The 18,082-nt window shown below is 62.3% G+C and carries 20 protein-coding genes; 8 read left to right on the top strand and 12 right to left on the bottom strand.

What is annotated here, in order from left to right:
* Window positions 1-217 precede the first annotated feature (217 nt).
* Together AC0YKC_RS13895 and AC0YKC_RS13890 are read left to right on the top strand one after the other, a co-directional pair.
* A complete protein-coding gene (locus AC0YKC_RS13895; protein ID WP_488511440.1) occupies window positions 218-1,072 on the top strand; it encodes a DUF1236 domain-containing protein in 855 nt (284 codons plus the stop codon).
* Window positions 1,073-1,341: 269 nt separating this feature from the next.
* Window positions 1,342-1,689: an exopolysaccharide production repressor protein gene (locus tag AC0YKC_RS13890; RefSeq protein ID WP_434722135.1), complete on the top strand. Its 348-nt coding sequence runs from the start codon at window positions 1,342-1,344 to the stop codon at window positions 1,687-1,689.
* 81 nt (window positions 1,690-1,770) lie between these two features.
* Here the strand turns inward: AC0YKC_RS13890 and AC0YKC_RS13885 are convergent, their stop codons facing one another.
* Entirely contained in the window at window positions 1,771-2,178 is a 408-nt protein-coding gene (locus AC0YKC_RS13885; protein ID WP_320296055.1) for a heme-copper oxidase family protein, read from the bottom strand.
* 651 nt (window positions 2,179-2,829) lie between these two features.
* Between AC0YKC_RS13885 and AC0YKC_RS13880 the strand changes: the two genes are divergently transcribed.
* Window positions 2,830-3,645 carry a GGDEF domain-containing protein gene (locus tag AC0YKC_RS13880; RefSeq protein WP_488511439.1) on the top strand — a complete coding sequence of 272 codons (816 nt, stop codon included), beginning with the start codon at window positions 2,830-2,832 and terminating at the stop codon, window positions 3,643-3,645.
* A 285-nt stretch (window positions 3,646-3,930) separates the two neighbouring features.
* Here AC0YKC_RS13880 and AC0YKC_RS13875 read toward each other — a convergent pair whose 3' ends face one another.
* On the bottom strand, window positions 3,931-4,914 hold the full coding sequence (locus AC0YKC_RS13875) for an AraC family transcriptional regulator (protein ID WP_488511438.1): 984 nt from the start codon (window positions 4,912-4,914) through the stop codon (window positions 3,931-3,933).
* Between the two features lie 267 nt (window positions 4,915-5,181).
* Window positions 5,182-6,147, bottom strand: a complete 966-nt coding sequence (locus AC0YKC_RS13870; protein WP_488511437.1) for a helix-turn-helix domain-containing protein — start codon at window positions 6,145-6,147, stop codon at window positions 5,182-5,184.
* Window positions 6,148-6,640: 493 nt separating this feature from the next.
* Here AC0YKC_RS13870 and AC0YKC_RS13865 point away from each other — a divergent pair, with 493 nt between their 5' ends.
* On the top strand, window positions 6,641-7,183 hold the full coding sequence (locus AC0YKC_RS13865; protein WP_434722131.1) for a J domain-containing protein: 543 nt from the start codon (window positions 6,641-6,643) through the stop codon (window positions 7,181-7,183).
* 575 nt (window positions 7,184-7,758) lie between these two features.
* Here AC0YKC_RS13865 and AC0YKC_RS13860 read toward each other — a convergent pair.
* Window positions 7,759-8,514 carry a hypothetical protein gene (locus AC0YKC_RS13860; protein ID WP_320296060.1) on the bottom strand — a complete coding sequence of 252 codons (756 nt, stop codon included), beginning with the start codon at window positions 8,512-8,514 and terminating at the stop codon, window positions 7,759-7,761.
* Between the two features lie 363 nt (window positions 8,515-8,877).
* Here AC0YKC_RS13860 and AC0YKC_RS13855 point away from each other — a divergent pair, with 363 nt between their 5' ends.
* Window positions 8,878-9,156, top strand: a complete 279-nt coding sequence (locus tag AC0YKC_RS13855; RefSeq protein ID WP_488511436.1) for a hypothetical protein — start codon at window positions 8,878-8,880, stop codon at window positions 9,154-9,156.
* A 77-nt stretch (window positions 9,157-9,233) separates the two neighbouring features.
* Here the strand turns inward: AC0YKC_RS13855 and AC0YKC_RS13850 are convergent, their stop codons facing one another.
* From AC0YKC_RS13850 to AC0YKC_RS13835, 4 genes are all read right to left on the bottom strand, one after another.
* Window positions 9,234-9,524, bottom strand: coding sequence for a hypothetical protein (locus AC0YKC_RS13850; RefSeq protein WP_488511435.1), 291 nt, complete (start codon window positions 9,522-9,524; stop codon window positions 9,234-9,236).
* A 173-nt stretch (window positions 9,525-9,697) separates the two neighbouring features.
* The gene (locus AC0YKC_RS13845; RefSeq protein ID WP_320327842.1) at window positions 9,698-10,069 is read right to left on the bottom strand and encodes a TadE/TadG family type IV pilus assembly protein; all 372 of its coding nucleotides are present in this window, start codon (window positions 10,067-10,069) and stop codon (window positions 9,698-9,700) included.
* Between the two features lie 145 nt (window positions 10,070-10,214).
* Window positions 10,215-10,643 (bottom strand): TadE/TadG family type IV pilus assembly protein, encoded by a 429-nt coding sequence (locus tag AC0YKC_RS13840; protein WP_320296065.1) that lies wholly within the window; start codon window positions 10,641-10,643, stop codon window positions 10,215-10,217.
* A gap of 17 nt (window positions 10,644-10,660) precedes the next feature.
* Window positions 10,661-11,854, bottom strand: a complete 1,194-nt coding sequence (locus AC0YKC_RS13835) for a pilus assembly protein TadG-related protein (protein WP_488511434.1) — start codon at window positions 11,852-11,854, stop codon at window positions 10,661-10,663.
* 350 nt (window positions 11,855-12,204) lie between these two features.
* Between AC0YKC_RS13835 and AC0YKC_RS13830 the strand changes: the two genes are divergently transcribed.
* On the top strand, window positions 12,205-13,422 hold the full coding sequence (locus tag AC0YKC_RS13830) for a TadE/TadG family type IV pilus assembly protein (protein ID WP_320296067.1): 1,218 nt from the start codon (window positions 12,205-12,207) through the stop codon (window positions 13,420-13,422).
* Between the two features lie 26 nt (window positions 13,423-13,448).
* On the opposite strand, the gene AC0YKC_RS13825 is transcribed toward AC0YKC_RS13830, so the two are convergent.
* Together AC0YKC_RS13825 and AC0YKC_RS13820 are read right to left on the bottom strand one after the other, a co-directional pair.
* Window positions 13,449-13,685 carry a hypothetical protein gene (locus AC0YKC_RS13825; protein WP_488511433.1) on the bottom strand — a complete coding sequence of 79 codons (237 nt, stop codon included), beginning with the start codon at window positions 13,683-13,685 and terminating at the stop codon, window positions 13,449-13,451.
* A gap of 29 nt (window positions 13,686-13,714) precedes the next feature.
* The gene (locus AC0YKC_RS13820; RefSeq protein WP_488511432.1) at window positions 13,715-14,005 is read right to left on the bottom strand and encodes a polymerase; all 291 of its coding nucleotides are present in this window, start codon (window positions 14,003-14,005) and stop codon (window positions 13,715-13,717) included.
* A 369-nt stretch (window positions 14,006-14,374) separates the two neighbouring features.
* Between AC0YKC_RS13820 and AC0YKC_RS13815 the strand changes: the two genes are divergently transcribed.
* Window positions 14,375-14,755, top strand: coding sequence for a cupin domain-containing protein (locus AC0YKC_RS13815; RefSeq protein ID WP_488511431.1), 381 nt, complete (start codon window positions 14,375-14,377; stop codon window positions 14,753-14,755).
* A 334-nt stretch (window positions 14,756-15,089) separates the two neighbouring features.
* The gene (gene dinB / locus AC0YKC_RS13810) at window positions 15,090-16,352 is read left to right on the top strand and encodes a DNA polymerase IV (RefSeq protein ID WP_488511430.1); all 1,263 of its coding nucleotides are present in this window, start codon (window positions 15,090-15,092) and stop codon (window positions 16,350-16,352) included.
* Between the two features lie 109 nt (window positions 16,353-16,461).
* Here dinB and AC0YKC_RS13805 read toward each other — a convergent pair whose 3' ends face one another.
* Window positions 16,462-17,313: an aldose 1-epimerase gene (locus AC0YKC_RS13805; RefSeq protein WP_488511429.1), complete on the bottom strand. Its 852-nt coding sequence runs from the start codon at window positions 17,311-17,313 to the stop codon at window positions 16,462-16,464.
* Window positions 17,314-17,321: 8 nt separating this feature from the next.
* On the bottom strand, window positions 17,322-18,077 hold the full coding sequence (locus AC0YKC_RS13800) for an SDR family oxidoreductase (protein ID WP_488511428.1): 756 nt from the start codon (window positions 18,075-18,077) through the stop codon (window positions 17,322-17,324).
* Window positions 18,078-18,082 lie beyond the last annotated feature (5 nt).

The raw sequence follows: 18,082 nt of genomic DNA, 5'->3' as shown, positions 1-18,082 counted from the left end.
GTTCTCCTCGTTTGGATGATTGCCTCTCACGCTGAGCCTGCGATTTCACAGCCGGTAGGCATTGTCCGTAACGCCGGCCGGCAGGCCTTGTTCCTGCAAAAACCTGACGCCGTTATTTTCGCGAACGTCGCCTGCGCCGGGCGCGACAATTTCGGAACAATGCTTTTCGGGCGGGGTTTTCTCAGTGAAGGGACCCAACTCTCCGAGGAGAAATCCAATGAAACATCTGCTGATCACAAGCATGATCGCGCTCGGCGTCGGTTGCGGCGCCGCGATGGCGCAGACCGAGTCCGCGCAGCCGAGCGGCGGTGACAATTGCGCGGCCGGCACGGCGGATTGCCAGAAGGGCGGCAAGGCCGGCGGGCAGGCCCAGGGCGAGATGAAATCGAAAACCGAAATGAAGGCCCAGGGCAAGGCCGGTGCCAACACGCAGGAGCAGGCCCAGGGCAAGACCAAAATGAAGACCGATGAGCAGGCCCAGGGTCAGGCAAGCACCAACCCCGACCAGAATGCCCAAGACAATACAAAGCTGAAGAAGAAGCAGCAGGCACAGGGCAAGGCCGGCGCCACCACTGAGCAGAATGCTCAGGGCAATACCAAGATGCAGACCGAGCAAAACGCCCAGGGCAAGGCCGCAACCAGCACCGAGCAGAATGCCCAGGACAATACCCAACTGAAGAAGAAGCAGCAGGCACAGGGCAAGGCCGGCGCCACCACCGAGCAGAATGCTCAGGGCAATACCAAGATGCAGACCGAGCAGAACGCCCAGGGCAACACCAATGTCGAGACCGACCAGAACAAGACGGCCTCGATCAACAACGTGACGGTGGAGCAGAAGACGCAGGTCACGCAGATCATCCACGAGACCAGGGTCGAGCCGGTCCGCGACGTCAGCTTCGACATATCGGTCGGCGTCGAGGTACCGCGGCACAAGATCCGGCTGCACCGCCTGCCGGCGCGTATCGTCAAGATCGTGCCTGCGTACGAGAGCTACGAGTATTTCGTGCTGGCCGACGGACGTATCGTCATCGTCGACCCCGATACCTACAAGATCGTGTTGATCCTGACCTGATCCGGTCAGCATGACGGACAAGGCCCGCCACGTGGCGGGCCCTTTTTTGCGTGCAGAGACATCCGAACACGCGAGACGACGTCTGTCCATTAGGCATGCATTGAATGATGCGCCTCGGGAACGATCTTACGCCATTCCCAGTTGTCACAACGGAAGTCCTGCGTCCGTCGTCCTATAAGGGCCGGACGAAAGGGCGATGGGCCCGCCTCCTGATCGTTCAAGCTTGCGGACCACTCGGAAAAGGTGCATGGGTCAAGATGGGTAGAGACATGGGCGAGATCGTCGATGACCGAATGTGGTCGCGACGCTCGGTTGGGCAGATGTATTTTCCGCAGTTTCTTGTGGGAATGGTGGCTACGCTTCTGGTGATCCTCGGCTGGACATACACGTCCACGGGATCGGCTTGGGCGGCATTGGGCTGGACGGTGCTCGCCGCTGTCATCCTGCAGGCGGGTTATTTCGCGGCCGTGCTATGGCTCGTGCACGGTGAGACGCGCGTGACCGACGAGACCAAGTCGAACGAAGGCGCCGCCTCGCCCGCCAAGCTGCCGGGCCCGTTCGAGCGAGACGGCATCATCCAGGCCCTGATCTCGCGCCTCTTTCCAAGGTTACCCTGAGCCACAGGCGACAAGTGCGCCGCATGGCTCGGCGTGAAAAGCCAAGCGGCGCAAAGCCGCTCGGCTTTGATCGGCAAATCCTCAGCGGGCTGTAGCAGCCGTCGTCGAGCGTACCGTTTCGGCCGACGAGAAGACCATGACGGCAAAGACCAGCACGCCCGCGGCGACGATCAGCGAACCGATGCCCAGGATCGGCTCAACGGCGTCCATCGCGTATGCGTATTTCAGGTAAAGCGGCGGCAACATCACCACCAGGCCAAGCGTGTAGAGGCCGTAATGGATCATGGCAAGGCGCTTCTCGGCCTTGGCTGGATTGAGCGCGTAGTAGCCGCCGAAGATGGCGCTGGTGACCCAGCCCAGAAGGTTGAAGTGCGCATGCGCCGGGAAGGCGCCATGGTCGCCCGAAATGCCCATCTTGATGCCGATGGCGATGCCCAGCAGGAAAAAGATGATGGCGGTCTTGAAGAAGAGTTCCGATATCCGTGGCATTTTGTTGTCCTCCCAATGCCTCTGTAAACCCGACTCTGCGAAGTCTACATCCTGCAACCCATATTAGCCATGGCGCACCTAAGTCGGTGCGGCCTTCGGGCGAAAGCCGCGAGGTGTTGGCGTTTGGCAAAAAAATGGCTCGCCTCCTTCGAGGCGAGCCAAAAAAGGGAACCGGCTTGAGGTCGGCCCCCATCCAGGTTGCCACCTGAATTTCAAACGGAGCTAACTAACAGAGCCCGGAATCTATTCCACCGCAATAGCGGACTGACGCGGCAAAGTCGTCTAAGCCGAGCGGCGCAGGCCTTTGCCGACCGACGATCGGGACTTCCGGATATTGGCGAACAGACAATACGAACCCCGCACTTCGCCATTTCCTGAAGTTCGTGCGAAACCGCTATTCGCTGTCGTTCGACATCGCATGACGCGATGAGGCGCCGATAGACCACCCCGCCTAAGATCGGTAATTGCTGGTTGCCAGCGCGCCGCGGGAGAATCCAAACCGCGGAAAAGTCACAACCCGCCCAGATGTCAGACGCGTTGAGCAACGCGCAGACAGATCGCGCTGCAAAGTGAGCAGACGGTCCTCGTTACCTACAAATTTACAGAATTAAGAAACCGCAGGATTATGCACGTCGTTCCAAGATTTTCGGCATGGACAAGTTGCTACCATTTTTTCGTATCACATCGAACCGCTACGCTTGGGGTTTGCTGGCGCTCATTACACTCCTTTGCGTAGCAGCTCCAGTCGTGTCGGTCGCAACGGCGCTCGCCTTTGTGCCCGGGCTGCCGCGGCAGGCGTTCTGGGGCGTCCTCTCACTCGCAGCGGTCATTCCGTTGCTGATTGCACCGCCGATCGCTATCGGCGCGCTGAGCATCCTCAGGCTCCTCACCATGACGATTGATCGTCTCGACAATTGCGTTCGCTACGACCCGCTCACGAGTGTGCTCTCCCGCGTCTACCTGCTGAACCAGATGCGCGAACAGCTCGCAGGCGGCGGCTCGTTCCTGATGATCGATGCCGACCACTTCAAATCGGTCAACGATACCTACGGGCATGATGTCGGAGACGAGGCTCTCAAATGCCTCGCCCAGGTTCTGAGAACCGCCCTGCCGCCCGAAGCCTTGGTGGGGCGCCTTGGCGGCGAGGAATTTGGCGTCTTTCTTCCGGAGCTCAGGAGCTGCGATGCAGGGCGCGAGGCTGACCGCCTCTGCGAAGCAATGCGGCACTCAGGAAAAGTGATCGCCGGGCGTGATATCAATCTCACGATCAGCATTGGCGTCGCCCAATACTGCCCAGCAATCACGCTCGAGCAAACGATGAAACTTGCTGATGAAGCGCTCTACCACGCCAAGAGAACCGGCCGCGATCGCTATCATATCGCCGCAGCGCACGATCCGGTGCAGGTCACGCAAACCAGCTCCATCCGCAACGCCACGGAACGCAGAGACCGCCGTGCCGTGGCGTAATTCGCACTCCGCCATTCGTGAGCACGCGACCGCAACCAACCACAAGAAGACTCCTGTGCGGTGGCGAGGGGCTCCCACCGCACAGGAGGAGGGCGAGCCTCAGATGCGGCGACCTGAAGGGCGGCTCCCCTCGATGCGACCCTCGGCCCCGGGTCAGCCAAGCCGGGGGTCGACGCCCAGGCAGTCTACCGCTGTCGGCAGTCCGGATATTTCAGATTCGTGTCGCGATCTTCAGAATCGTCGGGCTGCTCGTCTGCCTTCGGCAATGGACCTCGCGGCGGGCGATCAGCGCTGTCGGCGGATCAGCTCCGTCGGGAACACGCCATAGGCCGCCTTGAAATATCGGCTGAAGCGCCCCGCATTGGTGAATCCCCACCTCAAGGCTATATCCTCGACCGAGGCCCCCGGCTCGCGCAGAAAATCGGCGCGCGCCCGCTCCAGCCTGATCTGACGCTGGTACGCACCGATTGAGGCACCCGCAAACCGCCGGAAGCCGGCCTGCAGCGCACGAAGACTGACGCCCGACAAGGCTGCGAGCTCCGTCCCACTCGGAAGCATATGCGCGTGGTCATGGATGAAATCCACGGCGAGCTTCACATGCTGAGGCGCGATCATCGGCGGCGGTCGATGTAGGATCTCCGAGTAGCTGTTCGGCCACGTTTCGAGCACCAGGTCGACAAGCGTTTCGCGAATCCGCTCTGCGGTGAGGCTCGCTCGGTTGAGTTGCGGGCCGAATTCTGGGCTCGTGATGCACATCACAAGAGACTTCAGCGCACTGGCGCCGCCAGACGCCATATCCAGCGATGGCTGGAAGATCGGCTTTTCGACGACCGGATGGCCAAGCAGTGCCGACATCCGAGCGGCCAGCGCCGGCCGATCAATAACCACACCGCAGAAGGTGGTGTCGAAAAGGAAATCCATCGATCGGCATGCCATCCCTTCGGCAGCGACGGCGATGGTGGGCGAGCTCGCAAAACTCTCGCGGCTCTGATGGAAGACGAGACTGCCCACCGTCGGAAAAATGAAGAACACGCCGTCATAGAGGCGCTTGGGAAATACCCTGAATTCCCCTTGGACCCGGCCTCGGCTGAAGTCGATGCCGGCGACCTGCCCGTATGTCCCGGACATGCTGAACCGATCGGCCGGCCGTACCGGTTCGATTCTGACGGGCGAAAAACGTTGGTTGATGTGGTCCGCTAAACCGTCCGCGTCTTGCAGCTCAAAATTCACTACTGACTGGCGCGAGCGGGCAAGTGCCCGTTCCGGCATGACGTCTCCTCATCATTCCGATTAAGGGTAAGCACGAACAAAAACGCCTGCGCGGCCGCCCGGCCGCTCCAGGCGCTCACATGTGCCGCGGACCGCGAACCCGAAGGGTGGGCCCAGTCGTCATCAGGGGTAAATGTTGTCCCGCAAATACCGGGAAATTTGCCGGATTTCTTTCAAATTCGTGGCAAGAATATCGAATTCGGGCGGCTAGAACGCCTAAATCATTCCCCGCGTCGCGCTTGCCGCGCGAGGGCCTGTCTCCGATGGCTATGCGATCGAGCGTCTATAACGGGCGGGAGATGTTCCCATGAAGCGCTTGAAGACGGAGCCGAAATGCGCCTGACTCGAAAAGCCGCACATCAAGGCGATCGACACAAGCTCAAGCTTCGGGTCGGCAAGACAGGCCGTTGCCCGCTCGATGCGCGCCATCATCACATAGCGATGCGGCGAAATCCGTTGCGACGCCTTGAAGCGACGGAAGAACTGCTCACGACTGAGCCCGGTGATGGCGGCCAGCTCGTTGACACTGATTTCGCCGCAGAGATTGGCTTCGATATAGTCAACGACAAGCCGAAGCTGGTTCGATCCCAGCCTGTCCGCAGTCCGGGTCCGCGCTACGCCATCCGTCGAGTGGATCTGCAGAACGTGTGAGGCAAGCACCCTGGCAAGAAGCTCCACCTTCAGCAGATTGCTGCGAGGCGGTTCATCGAGGGCGGCCCTGATCGCGTGCAACAGAAGAAACAGCATACGATCCTCGCTGGCGAATGCGGGTATGATCGCCCGATCCGAGCGGTGCGTTGCAAACAGGTCGTCGGCGACCTCCTGCATCGCGTCGCCTTTGAGATAGACGTGCAGGGCATTGACGGGCACAGCAATCTCATCCCGCACGGCGATGCCCGCGGGCGTAATCGTCACAAGATTCGACGAGAGCACACCATGGAGTTGCTCATCGCCGACCGTGCGGCGCAACTCAATGCCCGTCAGCGTCGATGCGAACCAGATGTCCGGAATGGCCCTGCGGATCGCCAGATGAGGCCGCTCATCGGTGATGGCGGCATAGAGATCGGTCCAGCCAAATCCCTCACTGGATTTAACGACAGTGACGTCGGGGTGGACGTGCAGCGAGCTTTGCGCCCGACTGAATTCGCGCGTGCCGCCAAACGCCAGGAACTGCTGACCAGCGTCATTGACTCCATTGGGCTCAAGTATCGAGTGCTGATCCGTCTGCTCCACTATGACGATACCCCTTTCGCCAGCCTCCTCATCACCAATTCGGATTGCTCATTCGTCGCCGCGCAAATCGCGGCAAACCCGTCTCGCATCCTCTTTATAACGTGATGTTATATCATTTCAATTGTACGACGGCACATTTCAGTGACACCCCCGCCGGAGACGCCCCGCCGGCCGTCTCACTCCGGTGGTGGACCGCTTTTCAGCGCGCGTGGTGGCACCCAACGTTACCTCCATCCAAGCTCACGCTCAGCAACCTAACTTGCCGCAGATTAACTCGTGTTTTGCCCGCCCCTAGAAGACTCGACAGACGAAACACGCAGCACAAGACAATTAGCGCGGAAAAATGCTGTCGAACTGCTCCCCCATGCCCAACTCTTTCGATCTCCTTCGCATGGCCATGAGCGCGGCAAGGCCAGGCGCTTGCACGCGCGCGGCATTTGAGCAATGCTTGGCGACGGGGAAATGGTTTCCGTGATTTCGGAAGCACGATTACATGTTCATTGACTACTACGAAATTCTGGAAATAAGCCCGAACGCCAATTCTGAGACCATCGAGCGGATCTTCCGCTACTTTGCCATGCGCTACCATCCCGACAATCGGGAGACCGGCAATGAGTCGCGTTTCAGCGAAATCGTCGAGGCCCACAATACACTGCGCGACCCGGTCAAACGGGCGCAGTACGACATCCTTTACCGCGAGCATCTGGGCCTTCGTCACGAGCTCACGGAAGGAGCCCGCGACGGCGGCGGCATGGAGAGGGATACCGTCATCCAAGCCAATCTGCTGTCGCTTCTCTATGTGAGGCGCCGGCGGGACGTCAACAATCCGGGCATCGGCGACGACGAGCTCGAGCGCCTGTCGGGCTGCCCTCGCGAGCACCTGGAGTTCCACCTCTGGTACCTCAAGTCGAAGGGCTTCATCGGCAGGACCGAGAACGGGACATTCGCCATCACCGTGGAAGGCATCGATCACGCCGGGGTCAAGCGGGGCCGGGATCGCCCCGACGCCACCCGCCTGCTCGATCACGCGGATTAGAGCAATTCCAGGGAAAGTGTGAGCGGTCAGGCTCGGCGCCTTCGCCGCAGCCTTCGGTCGGAAATTGCGTAAAAACAAAGAGATAGAGCGGTTGGCCGTTTCCGTGAGACGGCTCTATGCCGACCATCGAAAGCCCGCCGACTGGCGCCTGAACCAGTGGCGGGCTCGATGAAGGCACAGCTACATCCCTGAGGAATCGACTGCCGTCTTCTCAACTCCCCATATCTGGGCTCGGTTCGCCGGGGGCGGCGGAGTCTAAGCCATGCACCATGGCGGGCAAGGATGAGGAGTGCGCCTTTACATTGGCGTTGCGTATTGCCGAATACAAGGCGACCGAGGTCTGACGTGCCGACGTTTTTGGCCCGACTTGCCAGGATCCGACGAGGACGATCGTGGAGGCACCGGCCTTCAGGATTCGCGGCGATGACGGCGATCGAACTGTCCCTGAGCGACAGCTGGAATGAGGGTAGTTGCCGCCCGGCCGGAGATCGTGAAGGCCCGGCGATGGCGGACAAAAAAGCCGCCGGGCGAGGCCCGGCGGCGTTTCGTTCACCCTCTGGTCGGTTCGGCCGGCCTTATGGGGTTGTCGTGGCCGCGGCCATGGCGTCGATCTTGCCCGCCAGCGTATCCTTGGCCCAGGCGGTAACGTCGGCGTCGACCGGCTTGTTGGCCATGTCGGTGAGGGCCGCATCCAAGGAGGCGTCCGTGGGCGCCGGGTTAGCGGCAACCGCGGCCTGCGCGTCGGTGATCGCCTGATTGTCGGCGGTGATTGCCGTATTCTGAGCATCGATCTGGCTCTGAACATCGGCTTTCTGCGCATCGAGAGCCGCCAGCTGTGCGGTCGAGAAGCCGGTCGTGTTAGTCGCGTTGAGATCGGCGAGCTGCTTGGTGAGATCGGCGAGCTTGGTCTGGTCGGCGGCCAGCTGGGTGTTCGCCGCGTCAAGCTTGGCCGCCGCGTTCTGGGCTGCAGCAGCCTGGGTCACATAGGCCTGGATACCGGCGAACTTCTTGCTCTTGGAATTCATGTACGCGTTGATGTTGCGCTGCAAGGAGTTCAGCCGGCCGAGCTTGGAATGGATGCTCGGTGTGGCGGCGGTCGTCGTGTTGTCGGTGGTCGTGTCGTCGGTGCTCTTGTTCTGGCCCGGGGCCGAGGCCGACTTGCCATGCGAGGCGCCGCTGTTGCCTTTGCCGCCGGCATTGCCGCCGCCGTTGCCATTGCCGCCGCCATGGCTGCCGCCATTGCCGCCGCCATGGCCGTTGCCGGCGAGCGCCGGGGCCGCCGCGAGCGCCAGAATGGCAAGGGATGCCAGAAGTGTCTTACGCAATGTCATTGTGCTTCTCCACAGATGAATCGTAACCAGAGCCCAACCGCTAGGCAGCCTCTTATGAGAATTTCCTAACGGCGTCGGATAAACTTTAGGCAATTGCGGTCGCGAAATGAGAGCACCGCGACCATTGTCCAATAATTCTCGCAAAATATTGCGTTAACATATTGAAATTTAACGAAAATACAAAGGGCCGAGCCTCCTTGGGCCGTTTGGAACAATGAGGGCCCTTGTCTCGCCAGACCATGGTCCCAAAGGTTATCCAGATCCACGAAAGTCCCGCAAATCCGGAGCATTTGGGCCCATCGGAACACTATTGCCCCGCCGGGGTTAAGCAACCGAAGGGCGTTACCGAAAGGACCAGTCGTCATGAAACGGATTCTTCTTGTCGCCACCTTGCTTGCTCTTTCCGGAGGGCTGGCAACAGCGCAGTCGGGCGCTTCGTCGACTTCCTCGTCCACGACGATGCCCAGCAGCCAGAGCACGGACCAAACGCAGGCGAACTCGACCAATCCAAACTCGGCGAAGGATTGCGCCCCGGGACAACAGACGACCGGCAGCGCGAAGCAGGCCGCCCCCGGCCAGCAGGATACCAGCGCCAAATCGAACGCTCCCGGCCAGATGAAAACGACAAGCCAAGGCTGCTAGAGCGTTGCGCCGTTCCCACTGAAACGGCAAACCGCCCTATCGTCTGGTTCTGATGTAATTCCGGACGGAAAGCCGTTTCACGCGGCTTCCACGTCACCGGCAATCGTCGGCGCGTCGGTCGCGGTATCCGGTTCCTCACTCTCCCCCGAACCGGTTGGAGAAAGCACGGTCAGATCCATGCGGGCGATGCGGGACGCGGCTTTTCCTTGCGCGTTCGGCTTGCCCGTATCCGTCTCGGAGACCGAGGCCTTTGCAAGGTGGCCGACGCTTTCCGCGCTCTTGCCCGGGAAGGTTTCCGACGATCCCTGAGGTTTGCTCGAATGATGCACGATGCCAGCACCATGCTGGCTTCCGACGGGAGAAGTCATGGCTGCGCTCCTGATAGGACGACGGCAAATCCCTAGCATTCCTGGCTGGCGTCAAGCTTGCGACTTTAGAGATTGCTAAGATGATGCACGACCGGCCGGAGCGGATGGGCGGCGCGTACGCCGCCGGCACCACCCGAGGAGACGGGTTTCATGTCCGGTTTGCCCCTGCCCTTCTAGCCGCCGACGAGCGGCACGGTCACGGACGTCGTGTAGTTGATCGGATAATCGCTGAAATAGGGGAAGCTGATGACGAAGGCGTAGCTGGCGTTGACATGGGCCATGCGGAAGCCGCCGCTCGCCGGATCGGTAGTGATGGTGACGTTGACATTCTGCAGGCCAAGCGCCTTCAGCTTCTGCGTGGCGATGGCCTGGATATCGGCCTGCGTCAGCGTGTTGTTGAGCTGCAGCGAGCGCGCCGAGGCCTCCAGCGCATAGCGCACGCTGGAGGTGGTGTTCATCGACCAGCCGAAGGCGAAGATACCGAACAAGAGCATAATCAGGACAGGCGCGACCAGGGCGAATTCAATGGCGCTTCCGCCCGACACGTTGCCGGCAAATGCCCAAGACCGCCGAGTTTTGCATGACGGCGCAATTCCGGACGGAAAACCGCTGCGCACTTTTCCTGGAATTGCTTTGCATGACGGCGCAATTCCGGACGGAAAACCGCTGCGCACTTTTCCTGGAATTGCTTTAGCGAACACGGACTACCTGCAAATGGCCGAGAGTGGTGTTGTCCGGGTAAGGGCCGAAGGTGAAGGGCGGGGTCCAGGTGCCAGTTGCCTGGATCTGGACATAGACAGACGGCGCTTTCGGGCCGCTGCACAGGGTGGAAGCATCGACGACGGTCGTTCCGCATTGGTAGATGCGACTGATGACGACCTGGGCGTCGGACGGCTTGTTTTCCCAGCTCGCCAGCGCGGCGGCCTGGATCGCCGTGTCGTCGGAGGATCCAGCCATCACGAGGTTGGCGGCCGTCTTCACGCCGGCGCGCATCGACAGCGAACTGGTGACATAGGACCAGCCGTCCATGGTACCGAGTAACGCCGCGCACAGGACGGGCAAGACCAGAGCGAGTTCCACCGCGGCGATGCCCGTTTCATCGCGAATGGCCTGGATCAATCGACGGGCCGGGGATTTCACTCGACGACCGCTACGGACTGCGCGGCCGGGATATCCTTCATCCCAAGGCTCGAGCAGTCCTGGTTGATGGTCGAGTTGCCCGACCACTGGATGGTGTCGGCGACGACCTGCGTGCACCCATTCTGGCCCGAGAAATTGCCGAGATAATTGACCTGCTGCCTGGGAAAATAGATGGCACCGGTCAACAGCGAGTCCGCGGTGCCGTTGAAGGTGCTCTGCGCCGCAATCCCCGTCCTGTCGCCGTAGAACAGCACGCCCGAATAGGTGCCCGAGGTCGGTGCGCTCAGCGTCACGGTGGCGTTGCCGTTCATGCTGACGGTGTTGCTGCCGGCCATGTAGATGGTTACGCCGGTGCAGGGTGCGGCGCAGGTGACGACGGCGCCGGCGTTGATCTTCAAATTGCCCTGAACGACATAAGTACCGGAAGACAGCGCGACATTGCCGTTGAGGCTCATGCCGCTACAGTATGTGCCGGCCTGGAGTGTCTGCGACGTCTTGTTGCCGTTGACGCTCTTGCATGGGTTGGTCGCCGCGGGCGCCGGCAAGCTGCCGAACGGATCGGACGCAGGCAAGGCCTGAGTGATCGGCGATTTGCAGACCGTGGTCACCGGATTGCTCAGCGAAACGCCGCCGGCAGTAATCAGGCAATCGGCCTGCAGCCCTGCCGAGCCCTGCACCTTGATAGAGTCATTGGCGATCGAATCCGACATGACCGAGCAGCCGGTGAGCTTGACGCTGGTGCTGCCGGAAAACAGCGCCGCCTGCGAGGCCGAGGGATTTAGCGCCAGCACGCAGGCTTTTGAAGCGTCGGTGATCAGCGCCACCGCCCTCGCCTGTTCGGGCACCTTCGTCTGGGTGAAGATGGAGGTGAACATCCGGTCGAGGTTCTGGTTGAGGATCACCTCCACCGCCTTCTTGGCCGTGTTCGGCCCTGAGGTTGGCGGCGTGTTGACGACGATGGTGCCGGCGCCCAGCCCGTTCGAGGCCGCCGATGAGGTAGCCGCCGCGGTGATCGCCGTCGTGTCGGATCCCTGGATCTTTTCCAGCGCGCCGGCGTAGGCGGCCGCGTCCGCGACCGCCTGCAGCTTCAGGCTCGAATAGTACCAGTAGGACGTCTCGACACCCAGCCCCGCGCCGCCGACGACGACCGGAAGGGTCAGCGCGAAGATGGTCGCGACGTTGCCGCCCATGCCTTCGCAAAAGCGTCGAGGGGCCAGTCGAGAAAAAAGATTTCGGAAGAACGGACCTGAAAAGGCCATGGCCGAGCGCACCCAAGGTATCCCAGCCATGACGTCATCATTGTCATATGAAGGAATGGCTAATTATTTCACTCGACTTGCGCTGTTAGGACCGCATCGGGCGGCCACCTCCGCCTTGCGCCGCGCGCACTAAGACTTAAGGCCCAAAGACACTCAGACTTAAGATGTAACCATCAGTAAAACCATATATTTTAGCACTTTCTGCATTTTATCTTTTTTGGAAATCACCCGTAGAGACAGCGTGCCTATCACTCTCGCATATACGACGAGGGCGGACTTCCATGTTTGCACGTTTCTGGGCTTCGAGGCGCGGCAACTTCGCGGTCGCGACCGCGGTGGCCATGGTACCGCTGATGCTTGCCGTGGCAGGGTCCGTCAACGTGATCGGCACCAGCGGCGACGCCGCTCAGTTGCAGAACTCGCTGGACGCCGCCGGCCTTGCGATCGGCACGAAATACCAGGCGAGCATGTCGGCGAGCGACGTGCAGCAACTCGGCCAGACCTTCTTCGCGGCCAATATGAGCACCGCCGATACGCAGGAATATTCGGGCAGCGTCGCCGCCTTCCAGGCCGGGGCCAGCGGCGATCCCGGCGCCTACTTCATTTCGCTGTCGTCGAGCATCAGCCGACCGTCCTTCGTCCCCGGCATGCCGGCCTGGCCGGCGACGCGCTCCGCCTCGGTCAAGATCAAGCCCGGCGCGCAGGCCTGCGTGCTGGCGCTCGATCCGCATGCCGGTAGCGCGGTCAGCCTGCAGGGCTCCACCAATGTGGCGATGAGCGGTTGCGTGATCGCGGCCAATTCGGACGCCGCCGACGCCGTCAACCGAGGCGGCTCGGCGATCGTCAGCGCCGGTTGTGTCTCGACGGTCGGCGGCACGCAAGGATTGACGCCGCCCAGCGCCACCCTTTCCTGCGGCGCGGCGCAGGAAAACCAGTATGCCTCGTTCGATCCGCTGGCCGACGTCGTTCCGCCTCCCTACACGCTCTGCCTGCCCGTGCCGAACGGCAAGACGATAACGCTCTCGCCGGGCACCTATTGCGACAAGACCCTGTCGGGGAAGATCACCCTTGATCCAGGCACCTACATCATGCGCAACGTCACTATAAAACCAGGCGGCAACGGCAGCCTCAGCGGCCAGGGCGTGACGATCTTCCTGATGGAGAACTCGCAGCTCTACATCAACGCCAACGAACAGGTGAACCTGTCGCCGCCGACCAGCGGCCCCTACGCCGGCATCACCATCTACCAGGCGCATGGCAATACGCAGGCGCTGACGCTCAACGGCGGGTCCGGCTCGGTGGTGAGCGGTTTCATCTACGCTCCGGACGCCGCTATCGCCTATGCCGGAAATTCGGACATGAACGCCCAGGGCAGTTGCCTGCGGCTGGTCGGGGACACTGTCACAATGACGGGGAGCTCCGCCGTAAAGTCGGACTGCAGCGCCGAGCTCGGCAACCGCGCGGTGTATGCGGGACGGATGATCACCCTGGCGAAATGAGCGCCAATCTCCCCTTGAGGGAAGGATTACAGCTCGCCTATGATATCCGCGCCCGGCTGCTCGTCGAAGAGCACCGCGCAGCCGCGCTCGAGCGCGACCTGCGTCAAGGCGTTGGCCGCATCCCTATCCGACGAAACGAAATCGCCGGTCAGGACGCGCAATTCCTCGACGGCCTTCGACATAGGCACGAGACGTCCGGCGAAACGGTCGCTCGCGCATGCGTCGATGACGCACAGAAGATCGATGAGTTCGAAATTATGCATGGCGGCCTCCGCCAGCGCCATCCCTTCGCTCAATCAACGGTATGAGGCGCGGACTGGTTCCCTCGCCTGCCTTTGTCGAGTGGCCTGACGGGCGCGAGCTTGAGATCGAAGCGAGCAGGCAACCATGGCTCGACATAGGCCTTGCGCACCGATCCGGTGGCCATGGTGTCGATTGGGAGAAGGACCACCATCTGGGCATGGCGCTGTGGCCAGAGGGGCCTGCCGACCAGAAGGAAGACGCCGACGACAAATCCCGCCAAAAGCAGCGCGGCAAACAGGTTCGCGATGATGTTGCCGGGTAGCACGGCCAGCAGCTCCAAGACAGTTTCCAAAGGGAGAGGAGTGCCCGCCATATCGCAGGAATGGCGGGCACCCCGTCGTCGACCGCCGATGAAGGGACTTTGTCCGGCGGCTTGCTAGCCCAAATGAAATGGAGCCGCTGCGGTTGCCTCGAAATCGGCGCCTCGGGCCTCTGCGTTGGTGCGGTGAGACTTCGGTCCGAACATGGCCAGGGACCGTCGCCCGAGGGGCTGGCATATGCGCCTCATGACGGGTGCGCCAAGCGCCTGGCCCAGCTCGCGGTCGCCTCGATTGCATTAGCAATCACTCATAATAAGGCCTATGGATAGTGTCGCGGTCGCCGACGATGATCGCAACGTCAGGCGCCGCTTCACGCATGGGAGGACACCATGGCCGAAGTTGCAATGAACGTGACGAAACTCGAATCCAAATCGCATAACAATCCCGACGAGGTGCGCGCGCCCGCCAAGACGCGCGTCGAGATCGTCCGGCTGCCGGGCTATACGCTCGGGCGGATGAACATGCAGCCGGGCTGGAGATGGTCCGAATGCGTCAAGCCAGTGGTCAAGACCGATAGCTGCCAGGTCTCGCATGTCGGCTATGTCGTATCCGGCTCGATCACGGTGCGGATGACCGACGGCACGCAAAAGACCTTCGAGGCCGGCAGTTCCTACACCATCCCGCCCGGCCATGACGCCTGGGTGGAAGGCAACCAGCCGTTCCAGTGCATCGAGGTGCTGAGCGCCGAGCAATACGCCAAACCGGCATAAGCGCAAGCAATCGCCCCTCAGACCGGGGGCGCCAAAAGCGGCAGAGGGGTCGCCCCGCGTGGAACGCCGTTCTTGGGCGTTGCAAAGCCGCCGCGCTTCACACGCGAGGCTCCCATGGCCGCTTGCGACCATGTCCCCTCAAGAGCGAGGCGTCGCGCACAACCGGCCGGCAAACGTCTCGGTTGTGCACGGTTGCAACTGTTCTGGTGTACAGCCCCGCCGACTTGACGAGAGACCGCTTTTGTTCTCTTTATGTTCCGATTAAAATCCCTTACGAAAGACGCAGCTAATGCTGCGCTGCCGCAATGCGGACCGGATGGAGATGGAGCGCGGGATGCTCGCCACAAACGCCGCTGCGGCCGCCACCATCCTGCATGCCGATCTCGACGCCTTCTACGCCTCGGTCGAGCAGTTGCTCGATCCGTCATTGCGTGGCAAGCCGATCGCAGTCGGCGGCGGCGTGGTGCTGGCGGCTTCCTATGAGGCCAAGGTCTTCGGCGTGCGCGGCGGCATGCCTGGCCGCAAGGCGCGCGAGCTCTGCCCGCAGCTCATCTTCGTCGGCGGCCATTTTTCCGAGTACCAGCGTCTCGGCGACGCCGCGATCGAGGTGCTCGACGATTTCACGCCCGTGGTCGAGCGCATCTCGATCGACGAGGCGTTCGCCGATGTCGCCGGCTGCACGCATCTTTTTGGTCCTCCGCAAGAGATCGCGCGAAAAATCCGCGACCGCGTGAGGGCCGAGCTCGGCCTGCCGATCTCGATCGGCGTGGCGCGCACAAAACATCTGGCCAAGATCGCCTCGCAGGTGGCCAAGCCAGACGGGCTGGTGGTGGTCGAGCCCGGCACCGAGCTCGCCTTCCTGCACGACCTGCCCGTCACGCTGATGTGGGGCGTCGGCCCGGCGACCAAGGCCAGGCTCGCCGAGATCGGCGTCGAGACCATCGGGCAGTTGGCGCGCACGCACAGCGGCGCGCTGGAGCGGCTGATCGGCCACGCCGCCGGCCAGAAACTTGCCGCGCTTGCCTGGAACCGCGACCCGCGCAAACTCGAGACGCATCGGCGAGCACATTCCGCCGGCGCGCAATCGGCGTTGGGCAGGAAACCGGCGCTGCCGCGCGTCTTCGTGCCGACGCTGCTGCATCTGGCCGACCGCGTCGCCAGCCGGTTGCGTGCCAAGGACCGGCCCGGACGCACAATCACGGTTCGCGTGCGGTTCGCCAACATGCGCGCGGTCAGCCGCTCGATCACGCTCGACCAGCCGATCCAGGCGACAGCGATGCTGGCCGAGATCGCCGAAGAACTGGTGCGCGGCGTGCTGGCCGCCCATCCAGGCGAGCGGGACATCTCGCTGCTCGCCATCTCCGTCTCGCATCTGGAGGAACATGCCGAATTGCAGCTCGAACTGCCACTCGGCCTGGCGGATGAGAAGCTCAGGCCCGGCAGCCGCAAGGGGCTGGCTCGCTTCGGAGCCGACCGCGCCATCGACAAGATTCGCCAGCGTTTCGGCAAGGAGGCCGTCGGCTACGGCACGGTGGCGCTCGAAGGCGCGCGCTCGGTGCCGGACGGGTTCAGGGAGCTGGCGGAGAAGGAGTTGTAGAGGGGGCTGTTTCCGGCGTGTCCTCTTGCGACGTTGGAAATTGGCGAAGCCGACGCGACGTCCAATCTCCACCTTGCGGGGGAGATCAGCAGTTCCAGCGGCGGCACGCTCAATCGGTCACCGTCCAGTCCAACCGCATCGTCGCGCTCATCGCTTGCCCGTGCTCCAGCACCGTCAGCCCTTCGCCGTGATGCGCATCGACAGGGTGAGAGACCGGTTCGAAGCAGAAGAAGCCGGCATCGGGTGACGGCGAATAGAGGATATAGACATCGAGCGTTGGCGAGGCGGTGAGCGAAACGGAAATCCGCCCCGGTTGCACGATGGTCGCGTGTCCATCCCAGCCGGAGAAGCCGTTGTTCACCCAGCCCGCCGGCAAAAGCGAGGTTTGGGAAAAATCCCACCATGGATGCTCGGCGACAGGCGCCACCCCGACCGGCAAATGGCGCTCGTCCTCCAGCCAGACGCGCTGCGCCTTCGCCTTAAGCGTGGTCCTGGCGACGCGCGGAAACCAGGGGTGGAAGCCGAGGCCATAGGGCAGGCGCATGCCGGCGCGATTTTCAACAATCAGCCGCGCCTCCAGCGCGCCGTCCTGCAGCGTATAGGTAACCGACGCCGCATAGCGGTAAGGACCGATCGCGCCGTCATCGAGCGTCAGCTCCGCCTCGGTGTCGGTATGGCTGGCAAGCCGCCACGGCTTCTGGAAGCCGTCGCCATGAATCGGGAAAGTCTCGCCGGGCACATTCGGCTCGATGGCATGAAAGAGGCCGTCGAAGGTGAAGCCCCCGCCGGAAATGCGGTTCGACCACGGCACGAGGAGCTGGCAACCGGATGTGCCGGTGCCGTCCCCAGCCCTCAAAAGCGGAACCCGCGCGCTGCCGACAAGCGCATCGTAACGGGCGATCGCACCACCCTTGTCGGGCGCGAGCACGAGCCGCGCGCGGCCGTCTCGAAGCTCAGCCATGCCGGCCGTCACCAGCCGCCGTCCACGGCGATGTTCTGGCCGCTGATCATGTCGGAGGCCGGCGAGACGAGGAACAGCACGAGGTCGGCAACGTTGGCCGGCTCGATACGCTTCTTCAGGCTCTGGTTCGCGAGGATCCAGTCATTGTACTCCTCCAGCCGGTCGCCGAAGACGCGCTCTTCCGCCTCCGAGACCACCGCGCCCGGCGACACGGCGTTCACCCTGATGCCATGCGGTCCGAGCTCGCGCGCCAGCGATTTGGTGAGGCCGAGCATGGCGCCTTTCGACGCGACATAGGGCACGTAGCCATCCCAGCGGCCGTTGAGCGTGATCGAGCAGAAGTTGACGATCTTGCCGTAGCCCTTGGCCTTCATGCCGGGAGCGCAGGCCCGCGCCAGCGCGAAGGCGGCCGAGGAGTTGACGCGGATCTGGTCCTCATACTCGGCGAGAGAGAATTCCTCGAACGGCCGGTTGATGATCAGCGCCGCGTTGTTGATCAGGATGTCGATGCCGCTTTCCTTCGCCGCCAGCGCGGCAACGGCCGCTTCCGCCTCGGCCAGCCGGTTGAGATCGCACCCAATGAAGGCGATGTCGCCGCTGGCCTGACCGGCCAACCCGGCGACGATGTCCGGTCCGTTCTCGACCTCGGGCCGATCGAGCACCAGCACACGCGCGCCGGCCCGCGCCAGCGTCGCCGCCTGGGCACGACCGAGCGAGCCGAGGCCGCCCGTCAGCAGCACCTTACGACCAGCAAGCACCTTCATTGCCA

Source organism: Mesorhizobium sp. CNPSo 4661, from assembly GCF_057784215.1.
This window is presented reverse-complemented; position numbering and strand designations above follow the sequence as displayed.